The 19,155-nt window shown below is 60.1% G+C and carries 17 protein-coding genes; 13 read left to right on the plus strand and 4 right to left on the minus strand.

Annotation, left to right across the window (positions count from 1 at the left end; translation table 11 throughout):
• Nucleotides 1-247: 247 nt before the first annotated feature.
• The 4 genes from AA309_RS34640 (at nt 248) to AA309_RS24930 (ending at nt 3,647) form a co-directional block, all read left to right on the plus strand.
• Nucleotides 248-505 (plus strand): hypothetical protein, encoded by a 258-nt coding sequence (locus AA309_RS34640; protein ID WP_150117739.1) that lies wholly within the window; start codon nt 248-250, stop codon nt 503-505.
• A complete protein-coding gene (locus AA309_RS24920) occupies nt 498-1,946 on the plus strand; it encodes an amidase (RefSeq protein WP_047191730.1) in 1,449 nt (482 codons plus the stop codon). The genes AA309_RS34640 and AA309_RS24920 overlap by 8 nt, the downstream gene beginning before the upstream one ends.
• Before the next feature lie 51 nt (nt 1,947-1,997).
• Nucleotides 1,998-2,894: a polysaccharide deacetylase family protein gene (locus AA309_RS24925; RefSeq protein WP_052954978.1), complete on the plus strand. Its 897-nt coding sequence runs from the start codon at nt 1,998-2,000 to the stop codon at nt 2,892-2,894.
• A gap of 108 nt (nt 2,895-3,002) precedes the next feature.
• Nucleotides 3,003-3,647 (plus strand): flavin reductase family protein, encoded by a 645-nt coding sequence (locus AA309_RS24930; RefSeq protein WP_052954979.1) that lies wholly within the window; start codon nt 3,003-3,005, stop codon nt 3,645-3,647.
• Between the two features lie 30 nt (nt 3,648-3,677).
• On the opposite strand, the gene AA309_RS24935 is transcribed toward AA309_RS24930, so the two are convergent.
• Nucleotides 3,678-4,436, minus strand: coding sequence for a sulfite exporter TauE/SafE family protein (locus AA309_RS24935; protein ID WP_047191733.1), 759 nt, complete (start codon nt 4,434-4,436; stop codon nt 3,678-3,680).
• A 345-nt stretch (nt 4,437-4,781) separates the two neighbouring features.
• On the opposite strand from AA309_RS24935, the gene AA309_RS24940 reads away from it, so the two are divergent.
• The 6 genes from AA309_RS24940 (at nt 4,782) to AA309_RS34645 (ending at nt 10,445) form a co-directional block, all read left to right on the plus strand.
• Entirely contained in the window at nt 4,782-5,000 is a 219-nt protein-coding gene (locus AA309_RS24940; RefSeq protein WP_047191734.1) for a hypothetical protein, read from the plus strand.
• On the plus strand, nt 4,997-6,370 hold the full coding sequence (locus AA309_RS24945; protein WP_047191735.1) for an amidase: 1,374 nt from the start codon (nt 4,997-4,999) through the stop codon (nt 6,368-6,370). The genes AA309_RS24940 and AA309_RS24945 overlap by 4 nt, the downstream gene beginning before the upstream one ends.
• Nucleotides 6,371-6,466: 96 nt before the next feature.
• The gene (locus AA309_RS32495; RefSeq protein ID WP_084731622.1) at nt 6,467-7,453 is read left to right on the plus strand and encodes a Bug family tripartite tricarboxylate transporter substrate binding protein; all 987 of its coding nucleotides are present in this window, start codon (nt 6,467-6,469) and stop codon (nt 7,451-7,453) included.
• The gene (locus tag AA309_RS32500) at nt 7,450-7,923 is read left to right on the plus strand and encodes a tripartite tricarboxylate transporter TctB family protein (RefSeq protein ID WP_052954981.1); all 474 of its coding nucleotides are present in this window, start codon (nt 7,450-7,452) and stop codon (nt 7,921-7,923) included. Before AA309_RS32495 ends, AA309_RS32500 begins: the two co-directional genes overlap by 4 nt.
• 15 nt (nt 7,924-7,938) lie before the next feature.
• Nucleotides 7,939-9,465 (plus strand): tripartite tricarboxylate transporter permease, encoded by a 1,527-nt coding sequence (locus AA309_RS24960; RefSeq protein ID WP_047191736.1) that lies wholly within the window; start codon nt 7,939-7,941, stop codon nt 9,463-9,465.
• A gap of 731 nt (nt 9,466-10,196) precedes the next feature.
• Complete coding sequence (locus AA309_RS34645; protein ID WP_150117740.1) at nt 10,197-10,445, plus strand: hypothetical protein; 249 nt, start codon at nt 10,197-10,199, stop codon at nt 10,443-10,445.
• A 93-nt stretch (nt 10,446-10,538) separates the two neighbouring features.
• Here the strand turns inward: AA309_RS34645 and AA309_RS37850 are convergent, their stop codons facing one another.
• A complete protein-coding gene (locus AA309_RS37850; RefSeq protein WP_047191738.1) occupies nt 10,539-10,796 on the minus strand; it encodes a DUF6894 family protein in 258 nt (85 codons plus the stop codon).
• 651 nt (nt 10,797-11,447) lie between these two features.
• Between AA309_RS37850 and AA309_RS24975 the strand changes: the two genes are divergently transcribed.
• Complete coding sequence (locus AA309_RS24975) at nt 11,448-12,782, plus strand: hypothetical protein (protein WP_047191739.1); 1,335 nt, start codon at nt 11,448-11,450, stop codon at nt 12,780-12,782.
• A gap of 56 nt (nt 12,783-12,838) precedes the next feature.
• On the opposite strand, the gene AA309_RS24980 is transcribed toward AA309_RS24975, so the two are convergent.
• Both AA309_RS24980 and AA309_RS24985 read right to left on the minus strand, forming a co-directional pair.
• On the minus strand, nt 12,839-13,306 hold the full coding sequence (locus AA309_RS24980; protein WP_047191740.1) for a cupin domain-containing protein: 468 nt from the start codon (nt 13,304-13,306) through the stop codon (nt 12,839-12,841).
• A gap of 78 nt (nt 13,307-13,384) precedes the next feature.
• Nucleotides 13,385-13,729: a hypothetical protein gene (locus AA309_RS24985; RefSeq protein ID WP_150117741.1), complete on the minus strand. Its 345-nt coding sequence runs from the start codon at nt 13,727-13,729 to the stop codon at nt 13,385-13,387.
• 320 nt (nt 13,730-14,049) lie between these two features.
• On the opposite strand from AA309_RS24985, the gene recD2 reads away from it, so the two are divergent.
• A complete protein-coding gene (gene recD2, locus AA309_RS24990; RefSeq protein WP_425286902.1) occupies nt 14,050-16,230 on the plus strand; it encodes an SF1B family DNA helicase RecD2 in 2,181 nt (726 codons plus the stop codon).
• Between the two features lie 316 nt (nt 16,231-16,546).
• Nucleotides 16,547-19,024 carry a helicase-related protein gene (locus AA309_RS32505; protein ID WP_084731624.1) on the plus strand — a complete coding sequence of 826 codons (2,478 nt, stop codon included), beginning with the start codon at nt 16,547-16,549 and terminating at the stop codon, nt 19,022-19,024.
• Nucleotides 19,025-19,155: the final 131 nt, after the last annotated feature.

Raw genomic sequence — 19,155 nt, forward strand, 5'->3', positions numbered from 1 at the left:
CGCATGCCGGAGAGGGGGCTGCAGGAGCGCCCACCCCATAGGATTATGACAGCTGCACTATGAGCTGTCGGCGGGGTCCAGCCATATTCGAGCACAGCCGGACTTCAGGATACGTGGTAAGTCTACTGTTGACAATCTGCAGCAGCTCAGTGTTCAAATTTGTTTAACAGACAGTCAGGCACGCGGGTACCGCAACCGAGTTGACCAAAGCATTGTGCTCTTCATTCCCAACATGATGGAGTAGGTGATGGCTGGATCATCCAGAGCCGAGGATCGAACAGCATCGGCTGCCGAGCAGAACGGGCGGGGACGAGCGATGGAAGATCTGGCTCGCGCCAGTCTCGATCTGCAGGGCGTTCCCAGGACAGGCACGCGTGTAACCGAGATCGCGGTCGAGGCCGGAAGGCTTGCTGGCAACCTCTCAGCCCATGTCGGCCTCCTGTCCTACTATGACGAGCCGTCGCATTTCGCCGTGCTGCTCATGGATGAGAAGGCCGATGAATAATCTGCACCTGCTCGACCTGTCGCAAGCGTCCGCTGCAATCGCCGAAGGGCGGGTGACCAGCGTAGCGCTGACCGAAAACGCGCTGCGTCGGATCGAGGCACTGAATGGAACACTGAACTGTTTCATCCGCGTCGATGCGGCAGAGGCCTTGGAGACAGCGCACGAGCGCGACCGGGAACTCGCGGCTGGCCACAGCCGGGGCCCCCTGCATGGCATCCCGCTGGCGCATAAGGATATGTTTGATCGCGCCGGCCATGTCTCGACCGGCGGAACCAAGATCCTGCGGGATCGTGTGGCAGAAGAGACATCGACGGTCCTGGAACGGCTCGACGCCGCGGGAGCGGTGGACCTGGGCGGACTGCACATGTCGGAGTTCGCGGCTGGACCGACGGGACACAATGTCCATTACGGCGCCTGCCGGAATGCCTATGACCAGGACCGGGTTTCCGGCGGATCGTCGAGCGGCTCGGGGACGGCGGTAGGCGCCCGTCTCGTCTACGGGGCGCTCGGCTCCGACACCGGCGGATCGATCCGGCTGCCAGCCGCAGCCAACGGCCTTGTCGGCCTGAAGGCGACATACGGGCGGGTCAGCCGTCATGGCGCGGTCGCGCGCTCCTGGAGCCTCGACCATATCGGGCCTCTCGCCCGCACCGTGCGCGACGCTGCTCTGATCTTCCAGGCCGTCGCAGGTCCTGATCCGCGCGATCCGACCACGGCTCATCAGCCGCCCTTCACACTCCCGGAGTTTCGGGCCGACCAGGACCTGAAGGGCCTGCGGGTCGGCGTGCCCGGTGACGAGGCACTGGCGAGTGTCCACCCGGAGGTCCGCGCCGCGCTGGAAGAGAGCCTGAGGGTGCTGGAGCGCCTGGGCGCTACGATTAAGCGCACCCGGCATCCAGACCTGAAGCCGCTCTACAGCGCCGCCGAAACGATCATCAAGTCGGAAGCCGCCGCCATGCACAGGCAGTGGCTTGCAAGCCGGCCGCAGGACTACGCCTCCAATGTGCGGGTGCGGATCGAGGCCGGTCTTGCAATTACTGCCACGCAGTACATCGATGCCCTGCGACTGCGTACACATTTCACGCGCGATTTCCTCCATAACACGATGGATGGGATCGACGTCCTGCATCTGCCGACCATTCCCTTCCCGGTCCCACGGATCGAGGATACCGACGTCGAGGCCGCCACCGGCGAGCGGGTGTTGGAAGTCGTCAGCGGCATGACGCAGTTCACGCGTCCGATCTCGCTATTGGGTCTCCCCTCGCTCAATCTGCCCTGCGGCTTCTCGAGCGACGGCTTGCCCATGGGATTTCAGCTGATCGGGCGTCCCTTCGCGGAGGCGCGCCTCTTCGTCGTTGGGCATGCCTATCAAACGGCGACGGATTTTCATCGACAAGCGCCTGCGGTGGCGGAGCGGACGAGCCGCGCCACTGCGGAGTGACGTCACTGGGGCATGGCGTCTTAGACATCAGCACAATTGGGAGAACCGGGTATGCTCGAAGATCATGGACGCTACGCCTATTCCAGCATCGATTCACGGCCCGTCTACGACTGGCCGGGCGGCAAGCGGCTTGCCGTGTACATCGCCATGAACATCGAGGTATTCCGCTATGGCAAGGGCAAGGGCGCTGCCATCGCGCCGCCCGACCAGGCCAACAGCCACAGCGTCTATTCGTTCCGCGACTACGGAAACCGCGTTGGCTTCTGGCGGCTCATGAATCTCTTTGACAAGCTGGATCTCCCGGTCGAGCATCAGCTCAACACCGCCGTCTATGAGCATTGCCCCGAAATCATGGAGCGGATCCGCGCGCGCAAGGACGAGATTCTCGGACACGGGATCACCAACTCGGACGAGCAGGGAGGCCTCTCGGAAGAGGAGGAGCGCAAGCTCATCGAGGACTGTACCTCCGTCATCGAAAAGCACGAGGGGATCAGGCCGACCGGCTGGATGAGCCCTTGGCTCTCCAATTCCAATAACACCTTGGATCTCCTTCAGGAGGCCGGCTACCGCTACACCATGGACTGGACGATGGATGACCAGCCGGTTTGGGCGAAGACGCGCTCCGGGCGGATTCTGCTAATGCCCTATCCCATCGAGAACAACGACAACCGGGCTCTCGTCTGGTACCGCTACAGCTCGGCCGAATTCGCCGACATGATCGTTGGCACCTTCGACGAAATGCTGGAGCAGTCGAAGGACCGGCCGCTGGTGTTCCCGATCTCGCTGCATCCGTTCCTCGTCGGCCGGCCCTACCGGCTCCGGGAGCTGCGCCGCGCGCTGGAACACATTGCAAGCCACCGCGACAAGGTCTGGCTGACCCGTCCGGGCGACATCAGCCGCCACATCGAGGGCCTGCCCGAAGGCACTGTGCCCGGTGACGACTATTAACCGCAGGCTTCGCGCCTGCGCATCGCGCGCACGCCAAGACCAGCTCTGGAGTGCGCACTCCCGGCTTCTGGCACGCCGGTACCATTCCCGGCCGGCGGAGGGATGCACATGAAAATCGATATTCGCAGTCTCGGGGCGAATGACCAGTATAAGGTGATGTCGTCGGTCGTGGTGCCGCGGCCGATCGCGCTGGTCTCAAGCCGCTCTCCGGCTGGCATTGACAATGTCGCGCCTTACAGCCTCTTCAACATGTTCGGCGAGGATCCGCCCGTCGTCATTCTGGGCCTTCAGGACCACCATGACCGGAGGATCAAGGACACGACGCTCAACATCGTGGAGACCGGCGAATACGCGATCAACCTGGTGGACGAGGGCATCGCCAATGCGATGAACATCTGCGCAACCGAGTTTCCAGAGGAGATCAATGAGGCCGACATGGCCGGCCTGACGCTCGCTCCCTGCGATCTGGTGAAGGCGTCGCGGGTCGTAGAAGCGCCAGTGACCTTGGAATGCAAGCGCATTGCGTTGGTCCAGGTCGCGCCCCAGCGCAAGATCGCGATCGGAGAGGTCATGATGATGCACGTGCGCGATGGCCTGATGGACCCGGATACGCTGCGGATCGACATCGACGCCTACAGGCCTGTCGGCCGCCTGTTTGCTTCCCTTTACACGCGCACGCGTGACCGGTTCGAGATGAAACGTCTGAGCTACGACGAGTGGCTTAAGGAGAACCGCGCCTTAAATCGGGAGTGATGCGGCGCCACAGCCTCAAAGGATGCCGTCTTACCCCAGAAGGTGAGACAGTCCTTGATAGGTCAGTCTGAGGGAAAGGAGGAGAAGTCCAGTCTGGACAACAACGAAGAACTCGCGTTCCGGAATGATACGAACCAGCCGCACACCGACAAGCGTCGCCAGGATTCCGGCTGGAACGAGAAGAGCTGAAGATCGCAGGCTCGCCGGCGAGAGCTGGCCGAGAGCCCAGTAGGGCACGAGCTTCGTCGCGTTGATGATTGCGAACAGAATGGTCGTCGTGCCCGCATAGATCATTTTTTCCAGCCTCTGGGGGAGCACATAGAGTTGATATGGCGGTCCTCCGGCATGAGAAACAAAGCTCGTAAATCCCGATAGGGCCCCCCAGAAGAGGCCCCGCCCCACATCGGCCGGCTGAGGCTTGATGGGCGCGTGCCGTCTCAGCCAGTTGTTGAGGCAAAATGCGATGCCGACGCTTCCGACGAGCACGGCCACGGACGCTTCGGTGACAAACGACGCTGTCGCCCACCCAACGCCGACCCCGGCAATCGCTGCCGGGGTAAGAATCTTCAGGTTCCGGGGATCGTAGTCGCGGCGATAAAACCACAGCCCGAACATGTCCGTGATGACGTAGATGGGGAGGAGCAGACCGGCGGCTTCGAGCGGAGACGTGACGAGCGCCAGAAGCGGTACGCTGACCATCCCAACGACCGGCAGGCCTCCTTTCGCCAATCCCACCAGCATCGCGGCTGGAATGGCAACTGCGTAGAATGTGAGCGATACATCCAACATTGATCGTATTTTGGTTCCGCCACGTCGAAACAGGGCTCCGAACGTGCATTCGTCGCTGGCCCTGCGCAATCAACGTCACATCCTGACCAACGAAGTGGCCGCGCCGCTATAAATCCAGAGACACTCCAACCAGATTTCGCAGCATTATACTTACTACAGTAAACTGTTGACAGCTATTTCTCAGGTTTTACAATCCGAACATGACAACAGCCGGCGCCGGGATTGGTGCTGTCGAAAAAGAGGTCCGATAATTCAAATATATGCTTGGCAGCAGGCAGCAGAGGAACTCGACTTGGACAATGCTCCTCTACCTCTCATGCATGGCTCAAGGATCGGGAGATTTTGATGAGTTCTCATGATACGGATCCGGCGCGAGCGCAGAAGAGGCCGGACCCAGCTCGCGCACAGGTCGAAGCCGCGAACCTTGAGACGGTTTTTGCTGCCTTTCCCGACGACGTGCTGATGGCGATGGAGCAGGCCGTCCGATACAACAAAGCCATTTCAGAGCAGAAGATCCCGAAGCGGCTTCTCAGGGCGATTTTCGTGCCGGAGCCGAACCCATGAGCGAGATCGCATGGCTTTCGGCAACAGAGCTGGCTTCGGCATACCGGACACGCGAACTGTCGCCCGTGACCGTCGTCGAGCATCTGCTCGAACGGATTTCGGGCCTCGACGCGAGGATCAACGTCTTCGTGCATCTCGATGTGGAGGGTGCCCTCCGGCAGGCAAAAGAAGCGGAGACCAACATCCTCGCCAGACGGGAGCGCGGTCCCCTTCATGGCGTTCCGGTCGGCATAAAAGACATCATCGATGTTGCGGGTCTGCCGACGACCTGCCATTCCCGCATGCTGACCGACAACATCTCCAGGGAGGATGCAGAATGCGTAATGCGCCTGCGAGATGCCGGAGCGATCATTCTCGGCAAGGTCGCGACACATGAGTTTGCGATAGGTGGGCCTTCCTTCGATCTTCCTTATCCCCCCGCACGCAATCCTTGGAATCCGGATCACCACCCCGGTGGATCGTCATCTGGATCCGGAGCTGGTCTTGCGGCTGGCTTCTTCCCCCTGGCCCTCGGGACCGACACCGGAGGTTCTGTGCGTAACCCAGCGGGTGCGTGCGGAGTCATCGGGTTGAAGCCAACCTATGAGCGGGTCTCGCGCAAGGGTGTCTTTCCGCTCTCCTGGACCTTGGATAATGTCGGCCCGATGGGCAGGCGTGTCGAGGATGTCTCTCTCCTTTTGGATGTGCTTACAGGCAGGGAGCGTTCCTCACCTCAGCTGGACCGGGATATTACCGGCATGCGTATCGGTTTCGTGCGAAGATTTCATGAGCAGGATTATGTTGCCGGGCCAGATACCGCCGCTGCGCTCGAGACAGCAGCGAGTGTGCTGGCAGAACTCGGTGCCATCGTCACAGATATCGAGTTGCCGCCACTTCAGGATTTCGCCGCCGTCAGCCGAACGATCCTCACGTCCGAGGGCTGGTCGATCCATGGCGAGGCAATGCGTGCGCACCCGCAAAAATACGGAAAGCTGAGTCGGCAGCGACTGCTGGTCGGAGCTTTCATCACATCGGAAAACTACATTCGGGCGAGAATGCTAGCCGCGAAGCTGCGGCAGGATGTGGATGATGCGTTCAGCAGAGTTGATGTTCTCCTCGCCGCCAACGCCATGAATCCCGCCTGCAGGATCGACGATGAGAAAGCTATCGCCACAAACTATCTCCAGCACGCACGCGCGCCTTTCAACGTGACTGGACATCCGGCACTGTCGATGATGTGCGGGCTCTCGCAACAAGGCATGCCCATCGCCATGCAGCTCATCGGGCCCCGGCAACGGGAAGATGTCGTCTTCCGGGTAGCGGCCGCGTATGAGCGCGCCACGGATTGGATAGCGATGAAGCCGCCAGCCTTCGCGGGTTCGACATGTTGATGCTCAAGGTCATGAAAGGGACCTGCCAAAAAAGGGCGGTACTTGCTTACCGACAGCTCTTCCGTTCGGAGAGCTTATGAAAAGGGAGGAAGAAATATGAGACATGTCGCAAGACGAATTGTTCAGGGCTTGGCGGCCGCGCTGGTACTGACCGCGGCTCCTTCGGCCCAGGCGCAGGACTATCCAAGCAGGGACATCACCTTCATCGTCCCGTTCAATCCGGGCGGCTCTTCCGATCCGCTCTCGCGCGCCTTCGCCGCCCAACTGGAGAAAGCCCTGTCCCGCAACGTCAACGTCGAAAACAAGCCCGGCGGATCCGCGACGATCGGCACCAATCTTGTCGTGCGCGCCAATCCGGACGGCTACACTATCGGCCTCGGCGACAGCGCAGCGCTAATGTATCAACCGCTGGTCAACAAGGACTTGGCCTACAAAACGACCGACGATTACGAGATCATCACGAAGCTCGCAGACGTGCCGGGCATGCTGGTCGTGCGTCCGGATGCCCCATGGAACACGTTCGAAGAGTTCCTGGCCGACGTGAAGAAGAGCCCGGGCAAGATCCGGGTCGGGGTGTCGGGTGTGCGGTCGATCTCGGACATGGTGGTCCAGCAGTTCAACCGCGCTGCCGATGTGAAGATCACAACGGTTCCATTCACCGGCGGTGGCGGCGAGGCCTTGCTGGCGGTCATGGGCGGCCGGATCGAGGGTGCTGTCGGTTACGGTGGAAACACGATCGCTCAGATTGAAGCCGGCAAGCTGAAGGTGCTGGGAGTGTTTGCGAAAGGAAAGTATGAGCCTGTTCCGAACGCAATGTCGATCCCCGATGCAGGCTATAATGCCACCATACCATCCGGCTATTCCGTGATCGCGCCGAAGGGGTTGCCGAATGATGTCCGAGAAAAGCTGGTTGCGGCCTCGCAGGAAGCGGTGCGGAGCCCGGAGTTCAAGGAGTTCACTAAGAAAAACGGTTTCGTGCTCGATTTGAAAAGTCCCCATGAGGTCTCTGCCGAGCTGGGTGAACTCAGAAATGAGTTTGTTGGCTTGATCGAGTGGCTCGATAAGAAGAGTGCCGCCAAATGATGTCTGCTTCTCTCCAGAAGCGTAAGGGATATCTCACTATCGGCGGCATCGGTACATTCCTTGCCGCCGGGTATCTCAGCATGGCGCTCCAGTTGCCTCTCGGCCAACTGGAGCAGCCCGGAGCGGCGGTTTTCCCACTCATTGCTGGCGCTCTTTTCCTGCTCGGCAGCCTAGCCGCCCTATGGGAGGGCTGGACGATGGATCCGGCCGAGCAGATCGCTGTCCCGGCAGGCACGAACCTTGTGCGGCTGCTGAGCCTAATCGGTCTGCTGCTGGGCTATTTTATCCTATTGCCGTGGGCAGGCCAGCTGATCAGCAGCACACTGTTCTGCGCATTGCTGATGCGCATCCTGTCTAACCTCCCATGGCCGCGTATTGCCGTGTATTCGATGATAATAACGGGGGCACTGTACGTGGTATTTATCTACCTGCTCAAAGTGCCGCTGCCACGCGGTATGCTGTTCAGCTAACGTGGATCGACCGTCATGAGTGCCATAGATGGTTTGCTATACGGTCTCAGTGTCGTTCTGACCTATCAGAATCTTCTGGCGGCATTCCTGGGCGCGCTGGCCGGCACGGCGATCGGCGTGCTGCCCGGGCTCGGACCTGTGGCTGGGATTGCCATGCTGCTGCCGGTGACATATTCGCTCAGCCCGAGCGCCGGCCTCATCATGATGGCGGGTATGTATTACGGCGCGCAGTATGGCGGATCCACCACTGCCATATTGATCAATATGCCGGGTGAATCGGCGTCAGTGATGACGTGCATCGATGGGTACAAGCTTACGAAGAAGGGAAGGGCGGGCGGCGTCTTGTCCGTTGTGGCGATAGGCTCGTTCCTAGGCGGAACGGCTTCGGTGATCGGGGTCATGCTGTTCTCGCCGGCAATGGCCGATTTCGGCATCATGTTCGGGCCGGCGGAGTTTTTCGCGCTGACGGCGGGCGGACTTCTGATCCTCTCCCGGATGTCGGGCGGCTCGCTGGCAGCCGGTGTCCTGCCGATGGCGCTCGGACTAGTGCTGAGCACTATCGGCGAAGAGCAGGTGACGGCCCAGAACCGCTTTACGTTGGGATTCAACGATCTCAGGCAAGGCGTCGAGCTAGTAGCGCTCGTGGTGGGCCTTTACGGCTTGGCGGAGATCATGAGCGTCGTCGAAACGATCCAGCATCAGGTAAAGCCGATCAGGGTCGGTCTACGGGAGATGCTGCCGACCCGCGATGAGATGCGGCGCGCCTGGGCTCCATATGGGCGCGGTACCATCATCGGGTTCATCTTCGGGCTGCTGCCTGGTCCATCCGCAACCATGTCGAGCTTCGCGAGCTACCGTTTGGAGAAAGCGGTCTCGAAATATCGCGACGAGATCGGCCAGGGCTCGATCGAGGGAGTCGCTGGACCCGAGACGGCCAACAACGCGGCGGCAACCTCCTCGATGGGACCACTGCTTTCCCTTGGAATCCCATTTGGCTCCGTGACCGCATTGATGCTGGCAGCCATGATGGTGCATGGCGTGCAGCCGGGTCCGCTCCTGCTGACCAACCATCCCGAAGTCTTCTGGGGTGTGATCGTCTCGATGTTTATCGGGAATCTGATGCTGCTGATTCTCAACATTCCGCTGATCGGTTTGTGGGTTAGCCTGTTGCGAATTCCACATCACATCTTCCTACCCTTGATCCTCATCTTAGTCGTGATCGGCTCCTACAGCGTACGCAACAGCATGCTGGATCTTCACATGCTGTTGCTTCTGGGCTGCATAGGCTACGTGCTGCGCATGTTCGAATTCCAACTGGCTCCTATGGTGGTGGGCTTGGTGCTTGGGCCTTTGATCGAGAAGCATTTGCGGGAAGCACTATTCATGAGCCTCGGAGACATCTCCGTGTTCTACAGCAGCCCGATTGCCGTCGGGATTTGGATTGCTGTGTTGTTCATCATGACATTCGGGCTCCAGCGCGCGCTGCTCGAGAAGCTGTCTGGCATCCGGTTCAAGAGAACAGCATTGGGCAATGTCGAATGATGGCGATTCATGCGGCGAGCCACTCGAACTGGCGAGCGAGCGAGAGATCTGAGTGACAGACGTACTTCGCCTGTCCTTATACGTATCATGCGAACCAGCTCGATCCCGCTCAGCATCACACGAGCGTTGCTCGCTGAACCAGAACTCGACCGTGTCGGCAGCCATGGCTGCCGACAGCACGATAGAGATACCGCTTTGGCTTCGTCAGCAGATTAAAAGCGCCATATTCAACCTGACGTCATGAAAACGCCAAGGTATCTGCTCTTGATTCCGCTATGAGGAAACCTCCGAAGCACCCAAGCCAAACTGATGACCTAAACCGACGGAATGATGCGGATGGCTCGCCACGCTCAAGAGCAGCCACCCGCAAGCCGCGCCCGGCATCGAAACGCAAGGTGGAGATGGTTCCGGCCCCCTTGAGCACCGAGATACTCAATGGTGTGATGGAAAGCGCAGAAGGAAACACTGTCTCCAGCGTTCCGCCGCCACAGGACGCCGCTCCCGCAAGTGCCCCCAGCTTGACTGCGGAGGGCATTCAGCGTGGGGAGGATCAGCAAGGCCCACACAATAGGAACAGAGACGAAGTCAAGCAACAGGTGCAGACAGTCGCATTCGCGGAGGGTCTTGCTCCGAAGGAGCCCGATCAAGACGTTGCAAGCTCTTTATCCCAGCCCAGCGAAGCTATGGAGTTGCGAGACGACCAGAAGCAGGAGCGAACTCAGCATCACCCCATGGTTCATGAAGTCGAGCCGGAGAGCCATGAGGATCGGGGATCAACAAGCCTAGTCTACATCCTTGCCGCAATCACCCTTGGCATCCCGGCGTTGCTGCTGATCCCGCTGGTCGGCATGAATCCAGGAGTTCAGGAAGGAACCCTCACGATCATTGTGACCTTCATCGCCATCTCTGCCTTTGTCACGGCTGCGGTGATCGAGATCAAGAGGCTGGCTGATCAGCCGCCTGACGACGATCACCACTGAGGGGCGAGCCTCCCATGGTCGCATCCTCTGTCCATCGCCGGTGCATGACGCCTTGGGCCGAGCCTCGTGCTACGCTCGCCCATTCAGCGCTTGCTATTTTGTACCCACGAAGGGAACCGTTAGAACCGTTTGATCTGCCTCGTCCACAATCTCAACCACGAAGTCATTCCGCTGGTCAGCCGATAGCTCATCCCAATACGGCACGACCTCAGCGAAGGTTCTGGCTATTTGCAACGCAACGCCTTTCGCGACGTCGGCATCAGCCAGGTCAAAACTTCGCGGATATCTGACGCGATCCTGCTGGTTTGAGACAAAAAATCTGTACCGGGGCATGGCAAGAATATTAACCATTCAACTGGTTTGGGTAAGCCGCTCTTAGGGATTAGTTCACACACGCGACCAACGATCAGCTCTACTCTTTGGATGGAGTTGATCGCCCAGCACAGTTGAACGGACGCGAAGGAGTTCCCTCTGGCCCAACTTGGGAGCAGTGGACTTCAGCTGCCTTATGCCTGCAATGCAGGCGTCAGGAGGCTCTGCCGCACGAGGATCGTGTCTCTATTCGAAGCTTGGATCGCGTTCGAGGTTGCGCACGACCGTCGGTCCTAATCGTCTCGATGGACTTGCGGAACTTTTATTGAGTTTCAGAAAAAAGCCGATTACATAACGGGCTCGTTTCCCTTCGAAACCTTTCCATGCACTGGCAGCTCGATCTCGTCAAACCACACTGGTCGGCATGGCGAAGCATTTGCTTCGCCAGCAGGCTCAGTCTGCCAGAGCATGAACAGGAGCAGCGATCCAGTTTCGGATCCGCACCCTCGCCCCAAGCGACAAGCTCCACACCAACCGGCACCATGTTATTGGTGCTCTTCCCCTCACAGCCGGCTTGACCGTTCATCGTCGCCGGCTAGACCCGGCGACCTCCCTTCGTTGCGCATCCCCATTCGGTCGTGATGCAGGGTCGCCGGATCCCAGCCTCGCTGAGAGAAGGAGAACCCTGCCGTGAACAGGGTATGGACTGAAGAAGAACTCGATATCTTGCGCCGTGACAGGGCTGCGAAAGTTCCGGTCCCCGTGACCGCCGCGAAACTCGGAAGGCCGGTGCCTGCAACCTATGCCAGGGCCCGCCAGATCGGCACTCTTGTCCAACCCCATCAACCCTGGGACGACGCGGGCGTAACGCGCCTGCGCGAGTTGGTGTCAGCCGATCCGCCCATGACGGACAGGCGCATTGCGGAAGAACTCGGGAGAACGATCACCCAGATTCGCTGGAAGATGCAGGACCTCGGGTTGATCGGCGTCAGGGATCTCTCAAAGCTCGCAAAAAACACGGCCTCGGAAATGGCGAGACCCAAAGCCGCGAAGCCCCTGACACGGAAGCCTGTGCACCATGCAAAACCTGCACCGCAGGAGAGGATTTCCGCCATGCCCGCAGGGGAGCGGGCACGGGCGGCGGCCCCTGCGCTCGCGGCAGTTCCCGCGCCGATGATCCCTGCGCCGATCGACCCCCGTGCGGCACTCAAGCGCGCGCTCAAGCGCCTCGAGGCCACGCTGGCCGAGCGCTTGAAGAGCTTAGTCTCGGAGGCAGAGGCCGGCATGGTGCGAGCTGCGATGGACGCCATTGCCGAGAAGCGCCGGATCGACCAGCGCCTTGCTGATCTCGGCAAGCGGATCGCCGATGCTCAAGCCGAGCGCATTGCGAAAGCGGAGCCGATGAAGGTCGAAGCCAAAATGGCCGAAGCCGCAGCGCCACCTAAACGCAAGGCCAAAGATGTCGGGCTCCCGGTTCGGGATGGAAAATCCCCCTTGGAGAAACCAAAGCGCGCAGTCGTCAAACCTGCCCTCAAGAAGGCTGTCGTGCCTGCGGCGCAGGGCGTGTCTCAGGCTGCAGTCCCTCGTCAGATGCAGACGCCTGCGTCGCCTCCGACACCGAAGATCGTCGTGGTGGAGACACCCGTGGCGGCTCGTCCGGAGCCAGGCGCAGACTCAACTCCCACCCAGGTGTCTGGCCGGGGCGGCTGGAAATCGGTACGCCGGGATCCGGCGCGCGTCATGGCTCAGGCCAAGGCCAGAGCCAAACCGGCGAACCGTGCGGACGCCGTCGATCTCGCCCAAGCAGCTCAGGCTGCCATCGAGCGTTTCATCGCGGAGCGTGGGGTCACGAAGACGGAGACGAATGGCATTCAGACTCTTGTCTCCCGTCTGCAGGCGCGGGGCTATATTGTCGTGCAGGACGGCGACGGTTGGGTCATCGACCAGCGTCGTCGTATCGACGGCGAATCTGCTCTCATTGCTTTCGCAGAGGCCCGCGGCATCTCCTTGGATGTGGCTGCATGATGAAGCAGGACATGCTTCATCCGAGGCTCGCTGGTGGAAGAACATGCGCCCGTTTCTCACGACAGGGGCGGGCCGACGAGTTCTATCCCAAATTGCCGACAGGCGCGGGCAAGAGCCTCTGCCTGCTCAGGAGTGGGAGGGCCAGATGGATCCGGCAGTCCCTCTCGCTCGGCAGGCCGTCCAAACGCACGGATGAAGTTCTCGAACTCGCCTCGCGTGATCGTGAGCATGCAGGCCTCAGCCGACTCGACCCTGTAGGTGTGGGGAATGCCCTTGGGCGCAAGCAGCGTCTCACCCGCTCCGGCCCGGCGCTCCTGGTCGCCCACGCGGTAGCGCACGTCTCCTTCGAGCACGTGGAAGATCTCGTCCTCATCATGGTGGATGTGCAGAGGCGGTGAGTCTCCCTGTGAAGCCCGATGCTCAAGCACAGAGATGCCGTCCGAACCTTCCTGCGCCGAAAGGCGGATGGTGACGTGGGTGTTAAGAAACCACAGGCTTCGATGGTCAGTAGCGCCGTCGTCCATGTCTATGCTCTCCCCCGCAGTATACAGGAGAGCCCAGCGTAGCGGCGCTCCGACAGCGAACAAGGGAAATTCCGGGGATCAGGAGGTCTGCTGCTTAAGGAGAGGTCGAGTCACTGACGACTGCGGGATTCTCCCAAGGCTCGCACCTGCGCTCAGGCTATTCGACCTCCGGGCCCTCGCTTCGGCTTTCAACCTCTCTTTCTCAGCCTGCAGAGCTTCGTTTCTCTCGACGTGCTCTCGGTTGGCGCGGGTCAGTTCCTTGTTCTCGATCCGAAGGTCGGTGATTTCGGCCTTGAGTTCGCTCCGCTCGGCGATGAGGTTCTCCTCGCGCTTAACCTGCGCCCGTAAATCACGAATTTCTCGCTGCTGGCCAGCTATCTTGTTTTGCAGCGTTCTGATTTTCTGCTCGGCTTTCGCGAGCATCCGCTGCATATCCTTCAACTCTTGCTCAGTCGCGCTGGGCTCTGTGAGCTTTCGCCTTGTTCCTGTACTCATCACGGTCCGGTTAGCCTCTCCTGTACGATTGTCGCAAAAAGAACAAACATAGAACATAAGGGACGTCAAGGAATTGCACGATTTTGCTGCTTATCTCTGGCTCCCCCTGAACGGTCCCGGAGCCCGTGCTGGCTCATCCAAGCGGGGAAGAGTGAGCGGAGGAGAGCACCTCGTCAGCAAGATCGTGCACGGATCAACTTGAAGAGGCTGGGGACCCCCTAGCAAGCAGCATGCATCAGATGTTCCGAATGCCACAGGCTGATCAGAAACCTGTTTTGGAGACCCTCGCGGGCTCGGTCGAACGTGTCACCTTCCACAATGCAGAAAACGGCTTTGCTGTCCTGAAGGTACATACACGAGGCAAGCGGGACCTCGTGACAGTGGTCGGCCACACCCCTGCGGTTTCGGCAGGAGAATGGATCACGGCGAGCGGCCTTTGGATCAGCGACCGCACCCACGGGCTTCAATTCAAGGCCGAGGTGCTCAAGACAACCCCGCCAACTGGCGTCGAAGGTATCGAGAAGTATCTTGCCTCGGGACAAATGCGCGGGATCGGACCAGCGATGGCAAAGCGGATCGTGGCAGCCTTTGGCAAGGACACCTTCGAGATCATAGAGGCCAGTCCTGATCGTCTGATCGAGGTGCAGGGGATCGGTCCTTTGCGGGCCTCCCGCATCGTGGCAGGCTGGGCCGAGCAGAAGGCGGTGCGGGAGATCATGATCTTCCTGCACGCGCATGGCGTCGGCACGGCGCGAGCGGTGCGCATCTTCAAGACCTATGGCTTTGACGCCGTCCAGGTCATGACCGAGGACCCGTATCGTCTCGCAAAGGACGTGCGGGGAATAGGCTTCAGAACGGCCGACGCCATTGCAGCCAAGCTCGGAATGGAGAAGACGGCTTCACAGCGCATCCGGGCCGGTATCTCGTTTGCACTTCAGACCGCCACGGACGAGGGACACTGCGCTCTGCCGATCGAGGCTCTGGCCCGGCTGGCAGGACAACTGCTTGATGTTGACCAAGAACTGATCCGGACGGCAATTGTCGAGGAGCTTGCCACGGGAGAGATCGTCTCGGATACGATCGGCACTGAAACCTGCCTTTTCCTGAGGGGGCTTTACTTGGCCGAACAGGCCATTGCCTCCCGGCTGATCGAGCGGGCGTCCGGTCCACCCCCATGGCCCGAGATCGACCTTGAACGTGCCATTCCATGGGTGGAGGGTCGCACGGGCAAGACCCTGGCGGCCTCACAGCGGGAGGCTCTAAGGCTGGTCCTCGGCTCCAAGGTGGCAGTCGTGACGGGCGGTCCCGGAGTCGGCAAGACGACCCTTCTGGATACGATCCTGCGCCTCCTGGTCGCGAAGGGCGTCAAGGTGGCGTTGGCGGCCCCTACCGGGCGGGCGGCGAAGCGGATGACGGAGCAGACCGGACTGGACGCGAAGACCATCCACCGCCTTCTGGAGATCGCCCCCGAACACGGCGGCTTCTCGCGTAATGAGGAGAGCCCGCTCGACTGCGATCTGCTCGTGGTGGACGAGACCTCCATGGTGGATGTCCCGCTCATGAATGCCCTGACCAAGGCCATTCCAGCGCATGCCGGGTTGCTCATGGTGGGAGATGTGGACCAGTTGCCGTCCGTTGGATCAGGGCAGGTCCTGGCCGACATCATCGGCTCGGATCGCATCCCGGTTGCCCGGCTTACAGAAGTCTTCCGCCAGGCCGCCGAGAGTCGGATCGTGGTGAACGCACACCGCATCAACAAAGGTCAGATGCCCGAGCCGCCGAAGGCAGGCGAGGAGAGCGACTTTTACTTCGTCGAAATCGACGATCCCAAAGAAGGTGTGCCGAAGATCATCCAAATGATCAAGGAGCGAATTCCGCGCCGCTTCGGCCTTGATCCGATGAAGGACATTCAGGTGCTGTGCCCGATGAATCGGGGTGTCCTCGGTGCCCGCAACCTCAACATCCAGCTTCAGGAGGTGCTCAACCCCAATCCTGCGTCCAGGGTGGAGCGGTTTGGCTGGCGCTTCTCGCCGGGAGATCGGGTGATGGAAACTCAGAACGACTATGACCGGGAGGTCTTCAACGGCGATCTGGGGACAGTGGTACGGATCGACGACGAAGAGGGAGCGCTGATCGCGGCGTTCGATGGTCGGGAGGTCTCATATCCGTTTGGCGAACTCGACACGCTGGTGCCCGCGTATGCGACCACGATCCACAAGTCGCAAGGCTCGGAGTATCCCGCCGTCATCATTCCTGTCGTCACGCAGCACTTCACGATGCTGGCCCGCAACCTGCTCTACACCGGCGTTACGCGAGGCAAACGTCTGGTCGTATTGGTCGGCCAAAAGAAAGCTGTGGCAATGGCGGTAAGGGGCGGGCAGATGAAGAGGCGCTGGACGAAACTGCGGGAGTGGATAGCAGCAGCCTGACAGGCTCAAGGGGCAGGCCGCCGATCGTCAAAGTATCCGTTCTCTCAAAGCCCCATGGGGCAGCACCTGTTATCAGCTCTTATTGGGGATAGGGGAGCGCTTCTTGGCCCGAAGCCGCTCTTTCCATAAAGTCGCCCTTTGCACAGGGTTCCAGCTCTGATCGAACAACAGGACCTGCAGGTGGTTATCTCCCAACTGTCCCTATTCCGCCCTTCTTGTCCTAGGACAAATCTGGAACCGGGAGACGGCGCTACGCCCCGCGAGCCGAGGTATGGGTATCGTCTCCCGGTTCCGATCGTTTCCGTCGGATCTGTGAATGTCCAAGAAATCGAAAGATCTCGTCACCATCAATCACCTACCTGGGCTTCTTCTCGCCAGCGCCGCTGAATGCGAGAGGTGGATCGAGGCTGGGCTTGTCCCGATTGCAGGACGGGAGACATATCGAAAGTCGGGGCGCACATACGAGACTCGAATGTTCGACCCGGAGGTCATCGCCAAGCTGGCGGTGGAGGTTCCTGCATGGCGGACTCGGGATGAAGCCCATATGCACGACCGGCGCGGCAACGCTGCGCAAGCCCGGAATGATGCAGATTACGAGAGCAGGCTGGTGAACCCTGTCGATGATATCTCCCACCGGCGTCGGCAGAGCATCCTGGCGCCCATTCGGAAGAATACGGGGATTTATATCGTCGAGGATATCCGCAGGCTCGATCGCAACAACCGTGATACGGAGCGACAGCAGCGGAACCCCGGACCAGGGTCTGACCGTGCATTTGTCGGCTATCGAGCCGTCTTCAGCAAGGACATCCAGATCCTGCCAGATGGCGGTCCGGCTGAGATTTTGGTCGAGTTCGCTTTTGCCGAGCCGCCGGAGGTTGCTGCTGTCGTTCTGTCGCCGGCCCGGGTCGGGCCAACCGAGATCAAGATCGCGGCCGAAGCCCTCGAGGCTCGGTTGGCTGAATTGCGGTATGCGACGCATGAGGCATGCGAGCAGGAGGTTGCGAGCTGGCGGGACGAACTCGATACCTATCTGGCCGCCTATCAGGATGACCAAGAGCGACAAGCCATCCTTGGGGGCATCCGTTCGGCCCTCGAAAAACTCGACCGGATCCATGGATCCGACAAGCACGGACCTGCGGGTGCCGGGCGCAGGCTCCGTCAGAAACTTGATGACATCCGATCCAGAGCCTCCGCCAAGCGGCTCCGGCACATGCGTGAGGCTCAGATTCGGGAGGCGTCCGGTTACGAGCGGTACGCCACGATCTTCCCAGTCGCCCGATCCCTGGAGCGCAAGTTCGTTTTCCTCGCCGGGCCGACCAATTCAGGCAAGACCCACGAGGCTCTCCGATTGGCCGGAGAGGCTCAGACAGCCGAGATCCTCTCACCCTTGAGGCTCCTTGCGCTTGAGCATTACGAGCGCTTGAGCGAGGGCGATTTCTCGGCCGGTATGGTCACCGGTGAAGAGCGCATTCTTCCCGAAGGTGCGACACATGTCGCCCGTACCATTGAGACCCTGGACCTGCACCGGGTCGTCGATGTCTGCGTGATCGATGAGGTGCAAATGCTCAGTGATCCCAATCGAGGATGGGCGTGGACGCAGGCCGTTGTTGGGGCTCCGGCCCACCTCGTCGTTCTGACCGGAGCTCCTGAGGCGATCCCCCTCGTCGAGCATCTCCTGGCAATGACGGGAGAGTCGTTGGATATCAGGATCCTCAAACGAAAGGGACCGCTTCATGTGGAGCGTGCTCCTGTCGAACTCAGCAAGCTGTCCAGGGGCGACGCGGTCATCGCCTTCTCGCGTGCGAATGTCCATGAACTCCGCGCCCGGCTCGTTCAGTCAGGACGCTCGGTAGCGACCGTTTATGGTGCCCTTGGTCCGGAAGTCCGCAGAGCCGAGGCTGCACGCTTCCGCAACGGCGAAGCGGAAATCCTCGTCGCAACAGATGCAATCGGAATGGGCCTCAATATCGGTCCACTTCGAAGAATTGTTTTCTCGACACTCCGCAAGTTCGATGGTGTCCAGGAACGACAGCTTACTTCGATGGAGATCAAGCAGATTGCCGGTAGAGCAGGGCGCTTCGGCCATCATGACGAAGGACTGGTCACTGCGCTTCCCGAGGCTGGCTCTTATGGACGTGCCGAAGGTATCATCTCGAATGCACTGACAGGAGAGGGCGCAAAGCTTCGCGGCAAGGCCTATGTGCGCCCTAATCAGGAGACGGTCATGTCTGCGAGCGAGGTTCTCCAGACCGACCGGCTCGGCCACATTCTTCGTCACTTGAATGACACTCTCGTGGCCGGCCATCCAGACCTTCGCATGGCCGATATGGGGGAGATGATCGAGCTCGCGCTTCTCCTCGATACGGTGGATATGCCAATTCTGGATCGCCTATCCTATGCGATGGCTCCCGTCGAAGTCCGGGAGCGCATGGCTGTCGAACTTCTTCTCGAATGGGCCAGGCAGCACGCTGTGAATGGTTTTGTTCAACCGCCAAACTTCGGTTTGCACACTGATCTTCTGAAGCTTGAGGCCAGGGTGAAAATCGCAACGACTTGGCTTTGGCTAGCGCAGCGTTATCCGCATGTCTACGAAGATGTTGAATCCGTCATCAACTTGCGATCAGATCTGAATTCTAAGATCGAGGAGAAGCTGACTGCGACCTCGATCGCTCGCCGGAAGAGAGCGAATGAAAAGCAACGGCAGCACAAAGGCCGAAGGCCGGAGCTGAAGAAAGATCGACACAAGCAGAACCGCTCCAAGACCGAGGAACGCCGAGAACGCTCTCGGGTCTAACCGCCGAACGCACAAACCCGCCACGGAGCGTGCTTTTCATGGCCTTGAACGACGAAAACCCCCGCTGGAGTTTCCGAGCGAGGGGCCTCAGTATTGACATCAAGTGTCGTTGGTTGCGGGGACAGGATTTG

The organism is Microvirga vignae (genome assembly GCF_001017175.1).
In the GTDB taxonomy this organism is placed as follows: domain Bacteria; phylum Pseudomonadota; class Alphaproteobacteria; order Rhizobiales; family Beijerinckiaceae; genus Microvirga; species Microvirga vignae.

Coding starts and splice junctions, on each gene's coding strand:
- AA309_RS34640 (WP_150117739.1), top strand. CDS start 248: ATGGCTGGATCATCCAGAGCCGAGGATCGAACAGCATCGGCTGCCGAG.
- AA309_RS24920 (WP_047191730.1), top strand. CDS start 498: ATGAATAATCTGCACCTGCTCGACCTGTCGCAAGCGTCCGCTGCAATC.
- AA309_RS24925 (WP_052954978.1), top strand. CDS start 1,998: ATGCTCGAAGATCATGGACGCTACGCCTATTCCAGCATCGATTCACGG.
- AA309_RS24930 (WP_052954979.1), top strand. CDS start 3,003: ATGAAAATCGATATTCGCAGTCTCGGGGCGAATGACCAGTATAAGGTG.
- AA309_RS24935 (WP_047191733.1), bottom strand. CDS start 4,436: ATGTTGGATGTATCGCTCACATTCTACGCAGTTGCCATTCCAGCCGCG.
- AA309_RS24940 (WP_047191734.1), top strand. CDS start 4,782: ATGAGTTCTCATGATACGGATCCGGCGCGAGCGCAGAAGAGGCCGGAC.
- AA309_RS24945 (WP_047191735.1), top strand. CDS start 4,997: ATGAGCGAGATCGCATGGCTTTCGGCAACAGAGCTGGCTTCGGCATAC.
- AA309_RS32495 (WP_084731622.1), top strand. CDS start 6,467: ATGAGACATGTCGCAAGACGAATTGTTCAGGGCTTGGCGGCCGCGCTG.
- AA309_RS32500 (WP_052954981.1), top strand. CDS start 7,450: ATGATGTCTGCTTCTCTCCAGAAGCGTAAGGGATATCTCACTATCGGC.
- AA309_RS24960 (WP_047191736.1), top strand. CDS start 7,939: ATGAGTGCCATAGATGGTTTGCTATACGGTCTCAGTGTCGTTCTGACC.
- AA309_RS34645 (WP_150117740.1), top strand. CDS start 10,197: ATGGTTCATGAAGTCGAGCCGGAGAGCCATGAGGATCGGGGATCAACA.
- AA309_RS37850 (WP_047191738.1), bottom strand. CDS start 10,796: ATGGTTAATATTCTTGCCATGCCCCGGTACAGATTTTTTGTCTCAAAC.
- AA309_RS24980 (WP_047191740.1), bottom strand. CDS start 13,306: ATGGACGACGGCGCTACTGACCATCGAAGCCTGTGGTTTCTTAACACC.
- AA309_RS24985 (WP_150117741.1), bottom strand. CDS start 13,729: ATGCTCGCGAAAGCCGAGCAGAAAATCAGAACGCTGCAAAACAAGATA.
- recD2 (WP_425286902.1), top strand. CDS start 14,050: ATGCCACAGGCTGATCAGAAACCTGTTTTGGAGACCCTCGCGGGCTCG.
- AA309_RS32505 (WP_084731624.1), top strand. CDS start 16,547: ATGTCCAAGAAATCGAAAGATCTCGTCACCATCAATCACCTACCTGGG.